At 46.9% G+C, this 18659-nt stretch carries 12 protein-coding genes; 11 read left to right on the forward strand and 1 reads right to left on the reverse strand.

Annotated features, from left to right (window positions below):
• Positions 1-37: 37 nt before the first annotated feature.
• The 11 genes from IEY67_RS03550 (at position 38) to IEY67_RS03600 (ending at position 17699) form a co-directional block, all read left to right on the forward strand.
• Positions 38-2455: a TonB-dependent receptor gene (locus IEY67_RS03550; RefSeq protein ID WP_183669794.1), complete on the forward strand. Its 2418-nt coding sequence runs from the start codon at positions 38-40 to the stop codon at positions 2453-2455.
• Positions 2456-2505: 50 nt separating this feature from the next.
• Positions 2506-3744 carry a tyrosine-type recombinase/integrase gene (locus IEY67_RS03555; RefSeq protein WP_183669796.1) on the forward strand — a complete coding sequence of 413 codons (1239 nt, stop codon included), beginning with the start codon at positions 2506-2508 and terminating at the stop codon, positions 3742-3744.
• A 524-nt stretch (positions 3745-4268) separates the two neighbouring features.
• Positions 4269-4838, forward strand: a complete 570-nt coding sequence (locus IEY67_RS03560; RefSeq protein ID WP_183669798.1) for a DUF3575 domain-containing protein — start codon at positions 4269-4271, stop codon at positions 4836-4838.
• 15 nt (positions 4839-4853) lie between these two features.
• The gene (locus IEY67_RS03565) at positions 4854-6014 is read left to right on the forward strand and encodes a DUF3868 domain-containing protein (RefSeq protein WP_183669800.1); all 1161 of its coding nucleotides are present in this window, start codon (positions 4854-4856) and stop codon (positions 6012-6014) included.
• Entirely contained in the window at positions 6011-6952 is a 942-nt protein-coding gene (locus tag IEY67_RS03570; RefSeq protein ID WP_183669801.1) for a FimB/Mfa2 family fimbrial subunit, read from the forward strand. Before IEY67_RS03565 ends, IEY67_RS03570 begins: the two co-directional genes overlap by 4 nt.
• Before the next feature lie 42 nt (positions 6953-6994).
• Entirely contained in the window at positions 6995-9466 is a 2472-nt protein-coding gene (locus IEY67_RS03575; RefSeq protein WP_183669803.1) for a type IV pilin protein, read from the forward strand.
• A 147-nt stretch (positions 9467-9613) separates the two neighbouring features.
• On the forward strand, positions 9614-11500 hold the full coding sequence (locus IEY67_RS03580; protein WP_183669805.1) for a fimbrial protein: 1887 nt from the start codon (positions 9614-9616) through the stop codon (positions 11498-11500).
• Positions 11500-11778, forward strand: a complete 279-nt coding sequence (locus tag IEY67_RS03585) for an HU family DNA-binding protein (RefSeq protein ID WP_122372940.1) — start codon at positions 11500-11502, stop codon at positions 11776-11778. The genes IEY67_RS03580 and IEY67_RS03585 overlap by 1 nt, the downstream gene beginning before the upstream one ends.
• 32 nt (positions 11779-11810) lie before the next feature.
• Positions 11811-14756, forward strand: coding sequence for a hypothetical protein (locus tag IEY67_RS03590; protein ID WP_183669807.1), 2946 nt, complete (start codon positions 11811-11813; stop codon positions 14754-14756).
• Positions 14757-14808: 52 nt separating this feature from the next.
• A complete protein-coding gene (locus tag IEY67_RS03595) occupies positions 14809-15579 on the forward strand; it encodes a DNA-binding domain-containing protein (protein ID WP_183669810.1) in 771 nt (256 codons plus the stop codon).
• 305 nt (positions 15580-15884) lie between these two features.
• Positions 15885-17699: a glycoside hydrolase family 127 protein gene (locus IEY67_RS03600; protein ID WP_244974911.1), complete on the forward strand. Its 1815-nt coding sequence runs from the start codon at positions 15885-15887 to the stop codon at positions 17697-17699.
• On the opposite strand, the gene IEY67_RS03605 is transcribed toward IEY67_RS03600, so the two are convergent.
• On the reverse strand, positions 17696-18583 hold the full coding sequence (locus IEY67_RS03605) for an AraC family transcriptional regulator (protein WP_122352673.1): 888 nt from the start codon (positions 18581-18583) through the stop codon (positions 17696-17698). The genes IEY67_RS03600 and IEY67_RS03605 overlap by 4 nt on opposite strands.
• Between the last annotated feature and the right edge of the window lie 76 nt (positions 18584-18659).

Here is an 18659-nt window from a genome sequence, read left to right on the forward strand (position 1 = left end):
CTTCGCGGGATTGTTAACAACGACTGATGTGAAGAGAATGAAGAAGTGTTTTTATCTCATTGTGGCCTTATTGTGTTTTAGTCTGTCTGTTTCCGCTGCTCCGATATCCCGTATCAAAGGGAAAATTGTGGATGCCGGAACAAATCAGCCATTAGATTTTGCGGATGTGCTCCTGTTTAAAAAGGGAGACAGTAATCCTGTGTTCCATGCTTTGCCTGACAGGGACGGAAGTTTTGGTATCGCAGATGTGAAGAACGGAGAATATAGCCTGATGATCCGGCTGGTAGGATATGATTTGTTTACCCGTCCGGATATTGTGCTGGCATCGTCGTCGGCTACTGTCGATCTGGGAACGATCGCTATGAAGCCGCTGGAAGTCGGCCTGGCAGAAGTAGAGGTCGTGGCACAGAAGAAGCAGGTGATATATAAACTCGACAAAAAAGTGATCGAAGCCTCTTCGAATATGCTGGCGAGCGGAGGGACGGCGGTCGATATCCTGGAAAATACACCTTCTATCCGTGTGGATGCAGAAGGGGAAGTCTCTTTCCGTGGAAGTACAGGCTTTACCGTTTATGTGGACGGTAAGCCGAGTGTTTTCAGCGGGACTCAGGCTTTGGAACAGATTCCTTCCGGACATATCGAAAATATAGAGATCATCACCACCCCGTCTGCCCGCCACGATACGGGAGGCGATGTCGGGATTATCAATATCATTACCAAGAAGCATGCGCAACACGGATTCAGCGGAATGGTGAACCTGACGGGAAGTACTTTCCTTTCAAGAGGAGTCGATTTCCTGCTTACCCAACAGAATAAATCTTCCCGATGGTATTTCGGCGGAGGCTGGACCGACCGTTTGCGAAAGAGTGATTTCGACCAGGAAAAGACGACGATCGTAGCCGATACGGCAACGACCTCCCATTCGAACGGACCGCGTGAGAGTAATAATTTCAATTACTCGTTGAAAGCCGGTTGGATGTATACTTTGCCTCATACAACATTCAATGCCGACCTGGAAGGTGGCTACGGGGGCCGTACCCGTAACGGTGACCTGGACTATACGGAAGAACGTGTTGTCGATAAGAAGCCTTTCGAGAACGGCGATTATTACAGCCGTGACGATTACGACCTGCATGAAACATATTTCCAGGGAAGTGTGGGTTTCGACCATAAATTCAATGATCAGGGACATCAACTTACAGGAAGTTTTTATCTGAAATACGGCGGCGATGCGATGGAATATTTCCAGAGCGACCTCTTCAATAAGAATAATGAGCGCGAACAGGGGCATCGTGCCTGGGAAGACGAACACCGCTGGACAGTACGTGGAAATCTCGATTACCTATATCCGTATAGTAAAACCGGACATATCGAGGCCGGTTATCAGTATTTTTCCTATCTGGAGGACGGCGATTACAGTATGCAGTTCTGGAGTCCTGAGAAGCAGGAGTTTTACTGGAGGGATGATATCTACAATACTTTTTATTTTCAGCACGGCATCAATTCGATCTATGCCATTGTCGGCGACAGTTATAAGTCGTTCGATTTCCAGGCTGGTGTAAGAGGGGAACATACACATCGTGTTCTCCGCAGTTCGATTCCCGGAAAGAACCGTGAATATAATAAATTCGAGTTTTTCCCTTCGGTTCACCTGGGATATACTTTCCCGAAAGATCACAAACTGATGGCATCCTATTCACGCCGTATCACGCGTCCGGAGCTTTTCTTTATGGAGCCTTATATTACGTATCGTGACTATTATTCGGCCGAGATCGGTAACCCGGATATCCGTTCGGAATATATCAACTCTTTTGAGCTTAACTATAAGAAGAATATCGGCGACCATACGGTTTCCGCCACTGTGTTTCACCGTAGCCGGAAAGATAAGATAGAACGGTTACGTGTTCCTTATCAGGCTGGCGTGACATTGGATTCTATGGCAAATGTGGGACATGATTATTCAACCGGACTGGAGTTGAGCGGTCAGGTTCAGCTGACCCGCTGGTGGAACATGAACCTGAATGGTAGTTTATATCATTATAAGGTAAAGAACCAATACAAACAGGATGGAACGAACGAGAAAAGTACTAATTACGATATTATCTGGAATAATGCTTTCGATCTGGGGAAATCGACCCGTATCCAGTTGGATGGAAATTTTGTTGGCCCGTCGGTTACCACACAGGGGCGAACGGATGCTTTCTGGTATGTGAATCTTGCTCTCCGCCAGCAATTGATGAATCGTAAACTGTCGGCTACACTTGCCTTCCGCGACGTATTCAATTCTGCCCGTTATGTAAGTAAGATAACTACTTCAGACTTACAGTCCATCACCCGTATCCGTCCGAATTATCCGCTTATCACCTTGACTTTGAGTTATACATTCAATAACTTCAAAGCCAAGACTACTCAGCGGAAAGAGGATCACGATCTGTTTGAAGGAACGAATCATTGATCAAAGCTTCTTTCATTTTGTTATATTGAACAACAAAATGAAAGAAGTCTATGTATACAGTCTCAGTAAAAATTAAAAGAGGTATATCCGTATCCGAAGAAAAGCGCATGCCGCTTTACGTGCAGCTGATTTACCGTCGTGAAACCCGGAAGATCCGGTTGCCCTACCGTGTCTCCGCTGGTGAATGGATAAGTGAAAGGGAAGAGGTGCATATTCCTTCCGGAAGTGAGGGGGAACGGAGTGAAGAGTTGCGCGGCATACGCGAACGTCTGGTCCGTGATTGCCGTACGGTCCGTCAGGTAGTTTGCTTGATGGAGAAGAAGAAAGTATTTACGCTGGACGAGATCGTGGCAGCGTGTAAGGAACGGTTCACGGTTTCCAACCTGACAAAATATGTGGAGAAACTAATTGGGGAACTGTTTGCCGGAGGTAAGGATCAGACGGCCCGTCATTACCGGAGCACACTGAATTCTTTTCTCCGTTTCCGTCAAGGCAGTGACTTGCGTCTGGATGAACTGGACCCTGTCCTCGTGAAAGAATATGAATCTTATTTGTTCGGTACGGGACTTTGTGCCAATACGGTCTCTTTTTATCTTCGTGTGCTGCGTTCCATCCTGAACCGTGCGGTCAGGGAAGGTCTGGTGGAAGCGGTTCCGATGCTTTTCAGCCATGTTCATACCCGTATTGAGAAAACGCGTAAACGTGCGGTGGAGGAAAAAGTGATTCTTGAACTTGCCACCCTGCAACTGTCGTCTCCGGGGCTGGCCCTTTCCCGCGACCTGTTCCTTTTCTCTTATTATGCCCGTGGAATGGCTTTTGTCGACCTGGCCCACTTAAGGCGTGAGAATATCCGTGGCGGCAAGATCGTTTATATCCGGCGTAAAACCGGTCAGGAACTACAAATACAATTGTTGCCTGTGATGAAACAGCTTCTGTCGCGTTACCGGGATGCTTCGAGCCCCTATCTGTTTCCGGTACTGAAAAGTGCCACTCCCTCCCGTAAGGAGTATGAAAGCGCCCTCCGTCTTCAGAATAAGCGTCTGAAAAGGCTGGGAAGTTTGGTCGGGTCGGACCTATCCACTTATACAGCGCGGCATAGTTGGGCAAGCGTGGCCCTGGAAAAAGGTATATCCGAAGAACTGATCTCGAAAGGCATGGGCCATGAGTCAGTTAAAACGACACGTATTTATATAGCCTACCGGAATACCTCGCAGATCGATCGTGCCAATGAGATAGTCATATTAGGAAGGAATTGTAAATCAAGGCTGCCCCGTGGAGTTGTCTTGTAAGGGGGATTCTGTCTCTTGGTAAGAGACGGAACGGTAAAGGCAGTTAGTGTTAAAACTTCGCAAATGTACTAACTCTTTTTTATATTTACGTTATGGTATCCATGTTTTTTCGCATAACCAGCCTTAATATTCATTGTGTTTATGAATATCATTACAAAAATTAAGAAAGAAGGCCGGTTGCTTTGGCTTCTCTCTCAGCTGGCTGTATTTATTCTTTTTTATTATTTCCTGTTCGTTTCTCTTTGATAATCTGTTGTTTATGAATTGTTTTCTTCTTTTTCTCCTGCATTGAATGTTGGATTATCTTTTCTTTCCCCTGAAAAACAATCACTTTTCAATAGTCTGTCCAATCCTTTTACCAATTTCTGTTTTTTGAATGTTGTCCGGGGATGCTTTTTATGTATGAAGATCCCGGTGGTAAATGACTAAAAGTGTTGTCGGTAGCTGGTTGTTGTTCCTACTGTTCCGTCTCTTACCAAGAGACGGCCCCGGTGCAGACGGTAACCTAATCTGGTATTAATATAATGTATAGGGCTCTTTATTTATCGCTATTATCTATCATATTTCTTCTCTCCTCTGTCCCGGGTCTGTGGGGACAGCAGAGCGCATTGAAAACGAATGTGCTGTATTGGGCAACGACTACGCCCAATGGGGGAGTGGAGCTGGGATTGGGGCGCCGTTTCTCTGTCGACTTGTGGGGCGCCTATAATGCGTGGAAGTTTTCCAATGAAATGAAATTGAATCTTTATCTGGTGCAACCAGAAATCCGTTTCTGGCCGTGCCGTAAGTTCGAGGGTCATTTTGTGGGTGTACATGGTCATTACGGTCATTTTAATATCGGACTGATCCCGTTCATCTCGGGCTTAAAGGATAATGTATTGAGGGGAGACCTGTATGGGGGAGGACTCACCTACGGCTACCATTGGGCGTTCGGTGACCGTTGGGGCGTGGAAACCCTTCTCGGTTGTGGTTATGTTTCGATGAAATACACCAAATATCGGTGCTCGGAATGTGCTGAACCTGTCGGAGCTTATACCCGTAGTTATTTCGGACCTACCCGTCTTGGTTTCTCCGTAATCTACATTTTACGTTAAATCGAATCGTCTCTTATGAAACAAATAATCTTACATTATATATTATGTATATCCGGTCTGCTTCTATTGCTGCCGCTGGATACTCTGGAGGCGCAGGGTATCCGTATCGTTCCGCAACGGATATCAGTGAAGAACGACAGCCTGCATGTACAACTCCGAATGGATTTGAACGAGGTGAGGGTAGGGCGTAACAGGGCCTTTATCTTTACGCCGCAATTGTTGGGAGCGGGGAAGCAACAGGTCTCTTTACCTGCTGTCGTAATCAGCGGCTCGATACGCGACCGTCAGGATCGTCGGGAGGCGGCGCTTTCTCTCTGTAAAGAATGTACTGTTCCTTATCTTCGTATCCGTGACAGCCGGAATGTTTCTAAAAATATCACTTACCATATTTCCATACCTTATGCCTCATGGATGCAGCATGCCATGTTGCTATTGAAACAGGAAAGTCGTGAATGTTGCGGCAATGAACTCTTGGCGGTAGATACGCTGCAATGCGATTTGGGTTTGGCTGCTGTGGCAGGTATTCCTCAATTGCCTGTTGTAAAGATGAAACTGCATCCGGAAGAAGCAGTGAAACCGAAAGTCGTAAAACCGGAACCGGCAGCTGTTACAAGACCAAAGTCAACAATGGTTTCAACGTCAAAAGTAGCATCTGCAACTACTGAGAGTGTGGTACTCTATTTTGATTACCCGATTGGAAAGGACGATATTCATCCCGACCTAAAAAACAACCGTTATGAGATCGACAAGATTGACCGGTTGATTGCCCCCCTACAGAGAACTCATTTTGCATCCGTCAAGTCCATCCGTATCTGCGGTTATTGCTCGCCTGATGGTAATTATGGTGATAACGAACGTCTTGCTGAAGCCCGTTCGCGTTTCTTCTCCATTTACCTGCGTAGTATGTACGGCGTTCCCCGCGGACTTGTCAAGGTCTCATCGGTGGCGGAAGACTGGGAGGGGTTGGTGGATCTTTTGATGCGTGATAATCCTCCTTACCGTGATGCCGCCTTGCGCGTAATATCCCGCTATGGTATTTTCAACGGACGGGAAAAGTATTTAATGGAATTGCAGGGAGGTTCTCCCTATAAAGATATGCTGAGACATTTTTTTCCGAAGCTGCGGCGCATCGAGGTGATCGTTCGTTATGAAGAGGATAAAACGGAGGTGGAATGAATAAGATGGTGGAGATAGCATACCTGTTGCTGGCGGTGGTCTTATGCGGTTGCACATTTGGCGATGAACCGGGTGTCTGTCCGTATACGACACGGCTTGATTACTGGTATGCAGGCAACAGCAGTGAAAATATGCTTCCGGTCTATGTAGACAATCTCCGCCAGTATCTTTTTGATGAAAGAGGTGATCTTCTCAGTGTGGTTGCTTTGCGGGGTGACACAATCCGCAGTTGGCAGGGAAATCTGGAAGAGGGTGACTATACCGTCGTTCTCTGGGGCAACCTGTCAGAAGACGGCAGTGATGACCTGGATGTACAGCCGCTGACCGATCGCCACCTTGCAGATATGACACTCAGCGCCGTTACAGCCGAGGCTCCACCGGCCTACCGCCGTAATACGGGTCGACTCTATTACGGCTATCTGTCTTTCCATGTAGAGGAAGGGAAGATGTTTCGCCGACGTGTCTATCTCTCACATGCGCATGCATCATTGCATGTGACGGTACAATGGATGGCGGATGCCCCGCCGGAGGGAGGCACTTACCGGATGCGTATGAAAGGGGTGGCATCGGAGTATGGTTTCATGAAGGGCTGGGAGAGTGAGCCGCTCACTTCGGGAGGTAGTTATACGGTGCCGTATATCGGAACTTCCGAGATCAGCCACGAGACACGTGCTGCAATGAATTACGATGGTGAAGTGATAGGCGATTTCGTCACTTTCCGGTACACTTCCGACACTCATCAGCTATGGAGCCTGTGGCGGAATGACGAGCGTATCGTCGGTGACCTCGATCTACATCGTTTCTTCTCGAAAAAACCGATGAACATGGATCGGAATGTGGAGCAGGAATTCGAAATCCTGGTAACGGTCTACGAAGATAAAATCATCGTCTCGGAAATAACCGATTCCGATTGGGACGAGGGTGGGGCGATAGGATAAAAGAGATTTATAAACATATAGTATTCACTTAAAAAAGTAGTTATGAAAAAGACGTATTTGATGTTGCTTTTGGCCCTGGCTGGGTTGGGAAGCAGTTGTACGAATGAAGACGGGACTGAGGGTGTAACCCCTTCGGGCGATCCCGGTGAAATTCAGTTGGTATTCAGCGGAAGCGGAGAAGAAGAGGAATATACGAAAGCGATAGCCTCTGACAGTGAGAACAAGATCAGCAAATTAGATGTGTACCTGTTTGGTGCCGCATCTGCATCTACCAATGATGCAGACTACCATTACATTGAAACCTGGAAAATGACGGAAGCAACACCGACTGGTAACCAGTTTATATTGCAGCCTTCCGGTTCGTCGTGGACAGCCTCTATCAAGCCGAACGAACTGAAAGGGCTTCCGTATCTGACATTGGTTTGTGTGGCTAACCAGGATAAACTGTTTGATGCGGATGGTAATGATTTTGCAGCTTTGGACGTGGTTACGACGGATGCTGGAACTGGTGATATCACTGCAGCCGGTACGACCTTGGATGCATTCAAAGCCGCTTATACGGCTAAGATGGCAGATCCTGCAACTGATTTTATCAAAACCCCGCTGGCAATGACCGGAACGGGAACGACAAAGATCAGCGGCAGTGTCTCGAAAGTCGCCATTACGTTGAAACGAATTGTTGCCCGTTTCGACATCGACAACACGACGGCAACTTCGCAGTTGACCATCGAGAAGGTGTCGATGGGGAAAGGCCGTTCGAACGGTTCACTTTTCGGAGCGACACTGACGGATGCAGCAGCCGGTGATCTGGTTACTTATAAGGATGTCGATTTCACAGGTGAGAACGCCAATCAGGGAACCCTTGAAAGTGCCATCTACGTATATCCGAATATTCCCGGCGATGAGAGTTTCCTGATCATCAAGGGTAAATACAAAAGTCCGTCTACCGGTGAACAGATAGCTGTCACTTACAATATCCCGGTTGTTAAAACACCCGCTGATGCCAAGCCGGATGATCCTGCTAACTATATCGCTATCAATGCCAACAGCCGTTACAAGCTCCGTATTACCGACGTAACCGAATCAAATATCTATTCCACTTTCGAGGTGGAAGACTGGACATCGGGCGGTGGTGTCATCATCAAACCGGATAATACGAAACCTGAATTTAACAAGTTTGCAGGAACTAACCCGCCGACAGATCTTACGGGAGGTTATTACCGCACCTTGGCTGACGGAACATTCGACATTGTGATGACCTCGACCGGAGAACTGGAATACAGCCGTTCACTGGTAACGAAAGCCGGTGATGAAATAGACTGGCTGACCGTCGGGACACCGACCACTGAACAGAAAGACGGACTGACGATAACGACCTTCCCGGTCACTATAGCCGATGCTACCGGCAAGCGTCCTGTCTCGCTTACCTTCATCAATCAGGCAGCCTCTTACGATCCCGACTTGCAGACAACGTTGACTTTCGTCGGTCCGGAAGCCGCTCCTGTAGTAAGCGAAGTTGTCGAAGGGCATAGTGAAGGCAATTCTGTGGATGTAACGTCGCCGGATGCTCCCGAAGCTACCATGGTCAAAGCGGTGGGCAGCTACGTCTCATTGAACGTCTTCTGTGTGGACGGCCTTGCCGACATTACCGTCCCCAATGGTTATTCGGTAACCCCGGTTGTAACCGAAGGCTTTACGACTACTTATCGTGTGGCTATAACAGATGCCGATCAAGCTGCCGACGATGCAACAGTCGTATTCAAGAACAAAGCTGCCGAAGCCAACTCAATTACATTGACCATCAAGCATAAAAAGGCTTCCCAACCTTCGATTGTAGCAAACAGTGACGGTTCTTACATTAACAGTACATATAATAGTGGCACGATGGGCGGAACAGCCACTGCGGCTACTGCCGATATGTATCTGATCGACGGAAGTACGATTTACGTCAAGGTAACTTGTACGGAAAGTACAACGGCCGGTGCGGTGACGGTAGCTGCCCCTGCAGGTGTTACGGTAACAGAAGAAACGGCTGCTCCCGGAATATTCAAGATCGAGATCCCGACAGCAACATCCCTGACAGCCGGAACGGCGGTAACAGTCACGTTCAAGAATGCAACGGACGAGATGGTCACCTCTACGCTGGAAATCACTCCTAAAAGCATGAAGCCGACAGTGGCGTTAGCCGATGATAATGGTGCCGTAACAGGATCTGATGGTACTTATACCGTTGATCTTTCCGCCTTATCCACCAACACATTTACATTAACCGTGACAGCTCCGACAGGTGCAACCATTGCTGACCTGTCAACTCCGTTTACCAGTGCCGGTTGGTTGAAACTGGATGATAGTAATGCAGGAGGTACGACGATTGCTGCCAATGGAAACCAGGTCTACACCTTTACCTCCGGAGATTCCTCGGGTGATACAGGCGATGTAACCCTGACTTTCACCAACACCGTTTCCGGCGGTGGAGACCTGACAGTAACCCTGAAGAAGAAAACTACTATCTGAAGGTAACCTTTCCCCTCTTGAGAGGGGGCAGGGGGTGTGTTAAAGCAAGTTCTTTTAACCGCCCTATAACACACCCCTTAATCCCCTCTCCAGAGGGGAAACAGTTACCATTAGTTGTTCAAACATAAATATTAAAACAAGTATATAATGAACCTATTCAAACATATCCCCTTGCTCGCCGCCATCCTTCTTTTGGCCGCCTGCACCAGCGAGAATACGCTGGAAACCACGACTCCCCCGGACGAGGGCGGAACGTCGGACGGTAACACCCGTGAAGTCCTGCTGTTACTTAAGAACAAGTTGCAAGTAACCCCGGTCGAAACCAAAGCAGCCGGTGATCCTATCGCCACGACAGCCGAGAACTATATCTATAGTCTCGACGTCTACGTCTTCGGCTCCAATACGGAAGACGGCGATTACACATTCCTGCAACAGTTCTATTACCGGGAAGATGCCCGCCAAACGGTTTCCGGCGATTATGCCACCAGCTTCACCCTGAATACGGGTGCCGATAACTCGACCGCCCTGCTTCGCATGAAGAAAGGTCTTTTTGTGAAGGTTTACTGCATCGCCAACAGTACGAAACTGATCCAGGCTGACGGAACCGAATTCGATGATTTCAAAGGATTGATACAGAGTAATCCGGGCCAGGCGGGCAACGCCATTACTGACGGTGTGCCTACTGAAAGTGATTTCAAAACCTTCCATACACCGGCCTTGCAGGCAGATGTCGCCGATGATGTGCTGCTCACGCCGCTGCCAATGACGGGAGCCTACACCACGCCTCTCGACCTGACTGACTTCTCTGTCTCTACCCGTAGGCAACTGGGTTTCAAACTCACTCGTATGGTCGCCCGCTTCGATGTGACGAATAACGCCGCAGATTCGAAATTCACTATCGAATCAGTGAGCATGGGTAACGGACGTACCGGAGCCGGTTATTTTCCGGTCAAGGTACTAGGCGCAACACCTGCTCAAGCTGGCGACCTGATCACTTACCCTGCCCGTGAATATACGGATACCCAGACAGGAGTCAATACGGAAGGAAAAGGCATCTTCTATTCTTATCCCAGTCCGGTGGATGATGGTGGTTACCTGATCCTGACAGGAACCTATGCCGCCAACAAGACGGAGGAAATACCTGTCACCTATAAAGTACCCTTTAAACCGGCTGGCGATGCTTCCGGTAACTATATCGAAGTGGCTTATAACCATCGTTATACTATCAATATCACAAAAGCCGACGAGTATCACCTCGACTTTACGATTGATGTAGCGGACTGGACAGACGAAGGTGATATAGACGATTACAAACCGGATAATGACTTCACCAAAGACGCATTAGCGTTAGCAGGTACAGGTAATTCAGCGGATGTCAAGTTACTGGCTGATGGCAATATCGTAATGGATGCCACTAGCAGTTCGACATCAGGAAAACTCGCCTTTACCATTGCCGGAAATAACAGCGAAGCTTCCGCTATCGTCGAAAAACTCGATTATGCTGGTGGCGATGAATGGCTGGTGGCAGACGGCGACAGAGAGACTACTCCTACAAAGGCTTCAACATCGACCCTGTTTAAATATAAGATGGCAGACGGCATTGGCTCCATGACCGATTTTCGTCCGGTAACGATCCGCCTGAGCAATAAAGCAAGCGGCAAGAACCTGGATATAAAGGTAACGCCTACCGCCTTGTCCGGCCCGGTGATCAGTCTGGTTCCGGTAGCAGGCAGCAGCTATGATGCGGCGACGAATACGGTTACTATCGATAATACCGATGGACAGACGTTCAAGCTGCATGCAATAGCTCCCGCCTTGTCCGGTGAAGCAGGTACGACAGGAAGCAGCGTATCCGTGGCTGGGGCATGGCTCACAGCCGATCCGTCAAGTGTAACGACCGCCGAAGATGACTACACATTCACAATGGCGACGGCACAGGCTAGTCCGGATGAAACGACCACGGTGACTTTAACCTCTGCTGCCACTTCGGCTACTACGGTTGTAAATGTTAAACTAAAAACCGTTATCCCCTGATGAACAAACACGATTTAGTGCTTGCCTTGTCCGAGCGCCTCTCCCTGACACAATCCCAGAGCCTTGAGATTGTGAACGTCTGGGAGGGCGTTCTGTCAGACGCTTTACTGTCTGACGAACGGATTGTGCTGCAAGGTTTCGGCACTTTTACTTCCTGGAAGCAGAGTGAGCGTTTGGGACGTAATCCACGTACAGGGAAAACCTGTACAATCGAAGCACGTACCAGCGTGAAGTTCAAACCCGGTAAATATTTGCTGGAGGTTCTGAACAAGAAATAGAATAATAGTAAATCCATAAGAAAGAAACAACGATGAAAATACGTAATAAATTATACGGAATCAGTTTGTTTTCCCTGCTTCTCTCTGTTGCTGCCTGCACCGGTGAGACAGAAGAAATGAAAACTCCCGATCCGATCTCCTCTGAAGATGTGGGTCGCCGGGATGTTTTGCTGACGCTGAAAAACCAATTGTCGATTGTACCGACCAAATCCGGTGAAGCATCTACCAAATCCGGTGAGATACAGGCCACCAAGGCTGGTGATGAAATAGCAACAGCCGCCGAGAATAAAATTTCGGCACTGGATATCTACGTCTTTGGCAGTAAAACCGAAGACGGCGTGTACACTTATCAGGAACGTTTCTGTTATCGTGAGAATAGTAGCGAGATGCCTTCCGGTAGTGATGTGACCGCTCTCGATCTGACAGCCAAAGGCAGTGAAGGAAAAGAGACGACCGCGCTATTGTCATTAAAGAAAGGTCTTTTTGTCAAACTCTATTGCATTGCCAACCAAGGTAAGCTGATCGATCCGGCAACGGGAGCTGTGTATACTGATTTTGCTCCTTTATATCAGTCCAATCCGGGGCAGGCCGGTAATACGGTGACGGAGGGTAAACCCAAGGAAGTCGATTTTAAACTTCTTCAAAGTACCCAGCTCGACCCTGCTTCAACAACCGACATACTACTGACGCCGTTACCAATGACCGGTGCTTATGCGACACCGCTCGACCTGACGGACTTTTCCGTTTCTGCCCGCCTGCAACTGGGATTTCGTCTGACCCGTGCCGTGGCTCGTTTCGATGTAGTGAATGATGCTACGCAATCGAAGTTTACGATTCAGTCGGTCAGTATGGCAAATGGCCGTAAAGGTGTCAGCTTTTTCCCATTGACAGTAACCGGTAAATTACCGGATGCCAACACTGGCGAGCTGATTACTTATCCTGCCCGTAAGTTCGACGGAGCGGATGCGAATACCGGAATTAGTACCGGCGCTTTCTACACCTGGCCCAGTCCCGTTCAAGATGGTGGTTACCTGATCCTGAGCGGAACGTATGCCGCTAATAAGACGGACAATGTCCCCGTCACTTATAAGATCCCTTTCAAACCGTCCGGCAGTGAAACCGGTAATTATATCGAAGTTTCCCAAAACCACCGTTACACAGTCGAAATCACAAAAGCAGACGAGTATCATCTAGACTTTACTCTTGATGTAGCCGATTGGACCGACGACGGCAGTATCGACGACTATGAACCGGGTGGAGATACGGATAAAGATGGTTTCACGATCACTCCGGTAACAGGTGATATGACTTATGATAAATCATCCCGTACTGTAACCATGTCTATTGTGGACGGAACGCAGTTTACTATAGATGGAAACTCACTGACCGGTTATTATACCACGATGTATTATGAAAATGGGGACTTGGCGCATCAATGGTTGGAAATGGACCCGAAAGCAGATAATATGACAAAAGCAGATGTTGTTCCATCTACATTCACTATAAAGAAAAATGCTGCATATAAAGGGACAAAATTCCCAATCGCAACAATTCGTTTTACCGACAAGATTACGGCGAAAGAAACGATTGTGATTGTTCAGCCGATAGCGAATCCCGTAGTCAAAGGTGTAACTCAAACCGAAGGTAGTAGTTTCAATGACAATGAAGTCTTACTAAATAAGACGAGTACAGTTACTGACCCCAGTGTAACAGTAAGTGTTTTTGCATCGGGCGGAAGTGAATTGGAAAATATACCTGATTGGTTGAAAGTCTCTCCGGCTAGTTCGCAAACTTTATCTAATGCTCCATATGTATTTACTGCAGATGTTTCGAATGCAAGTTTCCCCAACCCATTCCCGGCAGATGGCATTACGATTACTGTAAAGAATACAGGAGACAAAAGTAAAACTCAGGATATAACCATAAAAATGAAGTCGAATGTAACTGTTTCCTGTGCTGCTGCGGGGCAGGCGGAATACGACACAAATAGTAATGCTATTCGATTATATAATGATGAAAATGCCAAGGTGACCCTGACAGTCAATTCAATAGGGGGAACAGAGTTGGTTAATAAACCGGATTGGCTGACAGTCACTGACGACGGTAATAAAAATGATGGAAAATATACATTTTATGTTGCTAATAATGGAACGACAGGAGTGAATCAGAAAGTTACTTTTCGGAATAAAGTCGATAATACGATTGTGAGTAAAGAATTTACAGTATATTCAAATAGCAAGAGTGCAATAATATTTAGCAATTATGATGATAATTCCTCTTATTCTTCAATAGATAATATAAATAATTCAACACCTATAATTACATATTTTCCATGTGCTGATTCTTATTGTCAATTTACAGTCATTTCGCCGAAAGGAGTCACTGTGGGCACAAATCAATCGTGGGCTAATGCAACAATTACCTCTACTACAACTCTTTCATCGGGGAATAGGCAGAGTGTAGTAAAGATAACCAGAACAAACAATGATACTTATTATGATGATTTGAGACAGAGCAATATGACGGTTACATTTTCTAATATATATCCCGGACAAGCCGCTAAAACAATTATTGTTTCACAGAAATCAGTTGTATTTCCGGGAAGTAAAGTGCCAGCTAATAGAATAGATGGAAATGCAGTTTATTATGTGGCTCCTGTTGAGCAAGGTGGAGGTTATATGAATTATCAGGATATGCGTAATAAATATCCATGTCCTTCTCCTTGGAAAAAACCTTCTTCCACCGATTTTAAAAAGATGGTAAAGAGAGAAGATTTTAATATAACCAACACAGCTATGATACCCTGGTCTGGTACACTTGGTGCGCAAATTAAGGCAGCTTATCCTGGTGATAGAAATATATGGTGTTCAGACGATATTGTTTATGTTTTCCGGGTACGTACTAAAGATGGATGGGGATTCTATAGTTGGCAGGAAGGTGCTACTGCTGCAGTTCGTTGTGTAAAAGATGATCAATAAATATACCTAACCTACTCGAACGAGTATATTCATTAATTAAACAATTTTAAACATGGCAAATTACACCAAATTCTGGAAGGTCTGGCTTCGCCTGAACCTCCTAACCAAAGATGTGGATAACGACTATACAGCCGAAGTATCCACGATGAAGAACTCGTTGCGTAACGAAGACATTGCGCAGCGTATAGTCGATGAAGGTTCTGAAATCAAGTACGACACCTTATTGTCGATCATCAACCAGCACGACCGCATCATCCGTGAAGCGGTTGCAGACGGTTACAGTGTCTTAACGAAAACCTGCCAGTACACTCCGCGTGTGGCGGGAACCTGGATCGGTTCGAGTGCCAAATTCGACCCTGAGAAACATAAGGTGACGCTCGATATCACTCTTTCTTCCGAGATGCGTGAGTCATTGAGTCATGTCGGAGTAGAGGTGTTGGAGGTAAAAGACAGCGGTGCACGTATCGGTCTTGTTACGGATACGGTCACCGGCCTTCCTGACGGAACGATCACCCCGGGTGACGATATCCGTATTGACGGTGAGAAGATCCGTATAGCCGGTGACGGAGCCGGTATCGGTGTTTTCTTTATCGATGCCGACGGTAAGGAATATCCCGTTACCCGCCGTCTGACGACTAACGACCCTAAATGCCTGCTTGCCCGTGTCCCTTCCGACCTGACTGACGGACAGTACACCCTGCGTATCGTCACCCGTTTTTCAAACACGACCACTCTGTTGAAAGAGCCCCGTACTATCGAATACGAACGGCTCCTCACTGTCGGTAACGGCGGTGGTGGCAGCGACCGTCCCGAAATCGAGTAACTATTCTCCGTCGCGATGAGACGCCGCCTTACGTCTCATCGTGACGCAACCCTACGTCTAACCCCGACGCAACGTTACGTCTCACCGAGATGCAGCACGGTGTCGGGGTTAGATGCTAATTGTACATGGTTTAATAGACTATTAAGAAATATAGGAGAGTGACCCTATCAAAATTGTAACATATTATGTCATTTTTATAAGTCTGAATAATAGCTAGATACCTATTTTTGTTACCATCCATTCTTAGATCAATCATTATGAAAACAAAATTAGTTATCCCTTCTTTTTTGTTATGTCTGGCAACTATGCCTGTTTTGGCGCAGAATCCCGCCCAATCACCAGTAACACATATCAAGATTTCCGGTTATGTCGGAGAGCGTATCGACGATTGTATCAAACATCGTGTGAAAGCTCAGGATGTTGACCATCTGGTGGAACCGTTCCGGCATAGGGAAGAAAAAACACGCTGGCAATCGGAGTTCTGGGGAAAATGGATACAGGGGGCAATCGCTTCCTATCGTTATAATCAGGATCCGGAACTTTACCAGATCATAAAGAATGCGGCAGAATCGTTGATGAGTACCCAGACGGCTGACGGATATATCGGCAATTATGCGCCGGATGCACAGCTACAACAATGGGATATCTGGGGCAGGAAATACACTACATTGGGATTGATCGCCTGGTATGACCTTTCCGGCGATAAAAAGGCGTTGGATGCCGCCTGCCGCGTTGTGAACCATTTGATGACACAGGTGGGACCCGGTAAAGTAAATATAGTCTCGACCGGTAATTATATAGGTATGCCGAGTTCATCGATCCTGGAACCGGTCATGTATTTGTATAACCGGACAAAAGAAGCACGTTATCTGGATTACGCAAAATATATAGTGGAACAATGGGAGACACTGGATGGACCGCAACTTATCAGTAAGGCGATTGCCGGTATTCCTGTAGCGAACCGTTTCCCGCATCCTAAAATATGGTTTTCCCGAGAAAACGGACAGAAAGCCTATGAGATGATGTCGTGTTATGAAGGTTTGCTGGAATTATATAAAGTAACGGGCAATCCGCTCTATTTATCTGTTGTGGAAAAGACCGTAGAGCATATTGTACAGGAAGAAATTAACATAGCCGGGTCAGGAAGTGCGTTTGAATGCTGGTACAGCGGGAAAGCACGCCAGACAATCCCTACTTACCATACGATGGAAACCTGTGTGACCTTTACCTGGATGCAGCTATGTAACCGTTTATTGCAAATGACCGGCAATTCCTTATATGCCGATTATATGGAAAGCGCAATCTATAATGCTTTGATGGCTTCTTTGAAGGCGGATGCTTCACAAATAGCCAAGTACAGTCCGTTGGAAGGTTGCCGCCATGAAGGGGAGGAGCAGTGCGGTATGCATATCAATTGTTGCAATGCGAACGGTCCGCGGGCATTTGCCATGATACCCCAATTTGCCTACCAGGTGAAGGATGATTGTATCCGGGTGAATTTCTATGGAGAATCGGAAGCGGAGGTAACGTTGCCAGGTAAAAAGAATGTAAGGATAAGACAGATAACAGATTATCCGGTAACAGATGAAATAACACTTCAGGTAGATCCGGCAAAAGACAGTCCGTTTACGATTGCATTGCGCATCCCGGCATGGAGCCGCCAGACTATGGTACTAGTCAATGGAGAGCCGGAAGATGGTGTATTGCAAGGGGCTTATCTGCCTGTTACCCGGAAATGGAAAGCCGGAGATAAGATAACGGTCCGGTTAGACCTGCGTGCCCGTCTGGTCGAAATGAACCAGGCACAGGCGATTGTCAGGGGGCCATTGGTGTTGGCACGTGACAGTCGTTTTAATGACGGGTTTATAGACGAAACGACTGTTGTTGTAAATAAAGACGGTTATGTGGAACTTACTCCGGTCAAAGCTCCCGACTTTGCATGGATGGCATTTACGGCACCATTGATCTTAGGTACTGACCTGGAAGGCAATAGTGCCGCACGTCCCATTCATTTCTGTGACTTTGCATCGGCAGGCAATACCTGGGACAGGTCACAACGTTACCGTGTATGGCTGCCCAGGACATTGAATGTGATGCATGCTCCTTATAAACCGTATTAATGTGCTCTTTCCCTGAATTCGGAGGGCGTTACGCCCTCTTTCTTTTTAAAGAAGGTCGAGAACTGGCCTGCGTTCTCAAATTTCAGGCTGTAGGCGATCTCTGATATGTTCAGATTGCTTCCCGTAAGAAGTTCTTTGGCACGAAGGAGTTTCTGTTGTAGCTGGTATTGGGCTGGGGAGACTCCGGTATATTCTTTGAACATACGGCGGAACCAGGAATAGCCTAGGCCTAACTGGCTGGCTATTTCTTCCGGCGACAGAGGGTTTTCCACCTGTTCTTTCATCAGGATACGCGCCTCGTTGATCTTATCTACTACATATGTATTTGTAAAGGCACCGTTCTTTTTCTTGTAGTAAACGGTACCCAATATATGAAGTACGATGCTCGATATCATCTGCTGGTATCCGGATTTTTCCTGCAAAGCAAACTTCAGGATATCTTCATACAATCCTACTATAGTGGCACTTAAGCCAATTTTGTGAAGCGGCTCTTCTTTGATGAAGAAACGTTTTTCCACCCGTTTGTCGATATGTATCCCGCGAAATCCTACCCAGTATTCATCCCAGCCTGTCTCTTTATCCGGATAGTAACTGTGCCATTCACCCGGAAAGAGCAGGATCATGGTACCAGCCTCTATCTTTTGTTTTTTGCAGGATTGGGAAGAGAAGTAACCGCTTCCTTTCGTTATATAAACAAGTTGATATTCATTCAGGATACGTCCTGTCTGCGGCTTGAAGTTGTAACTATCCGGGTGACCGGATAGCGGATATTGACTCTGGGGAGGAATGAACTGGTTTCCGATAGTGGTAACCGTGATTCCCCACTCTTCATCTGAGGCTCCGATAGTCAGATAGCGAATCTGGTTGTTAGCGTGTTTATTCATGTCAGAATTGAAAGGTTTAAAATCATTTTCGTAAGCAAATGTAGTAATTTACCTGTTACTTTTGCCATTGTTAAAC

Origin of the sequence: Parabacteroides faecis (genome assembly GCF_014647375.1) — a bacterium.
Classification (GTDB): domain Bacteria; phylum Bacteroidota; class Bacteroidia; order Bacteroidales; family Tannerellaceae; genus Parabacteroides; species Parabacteroides faecis.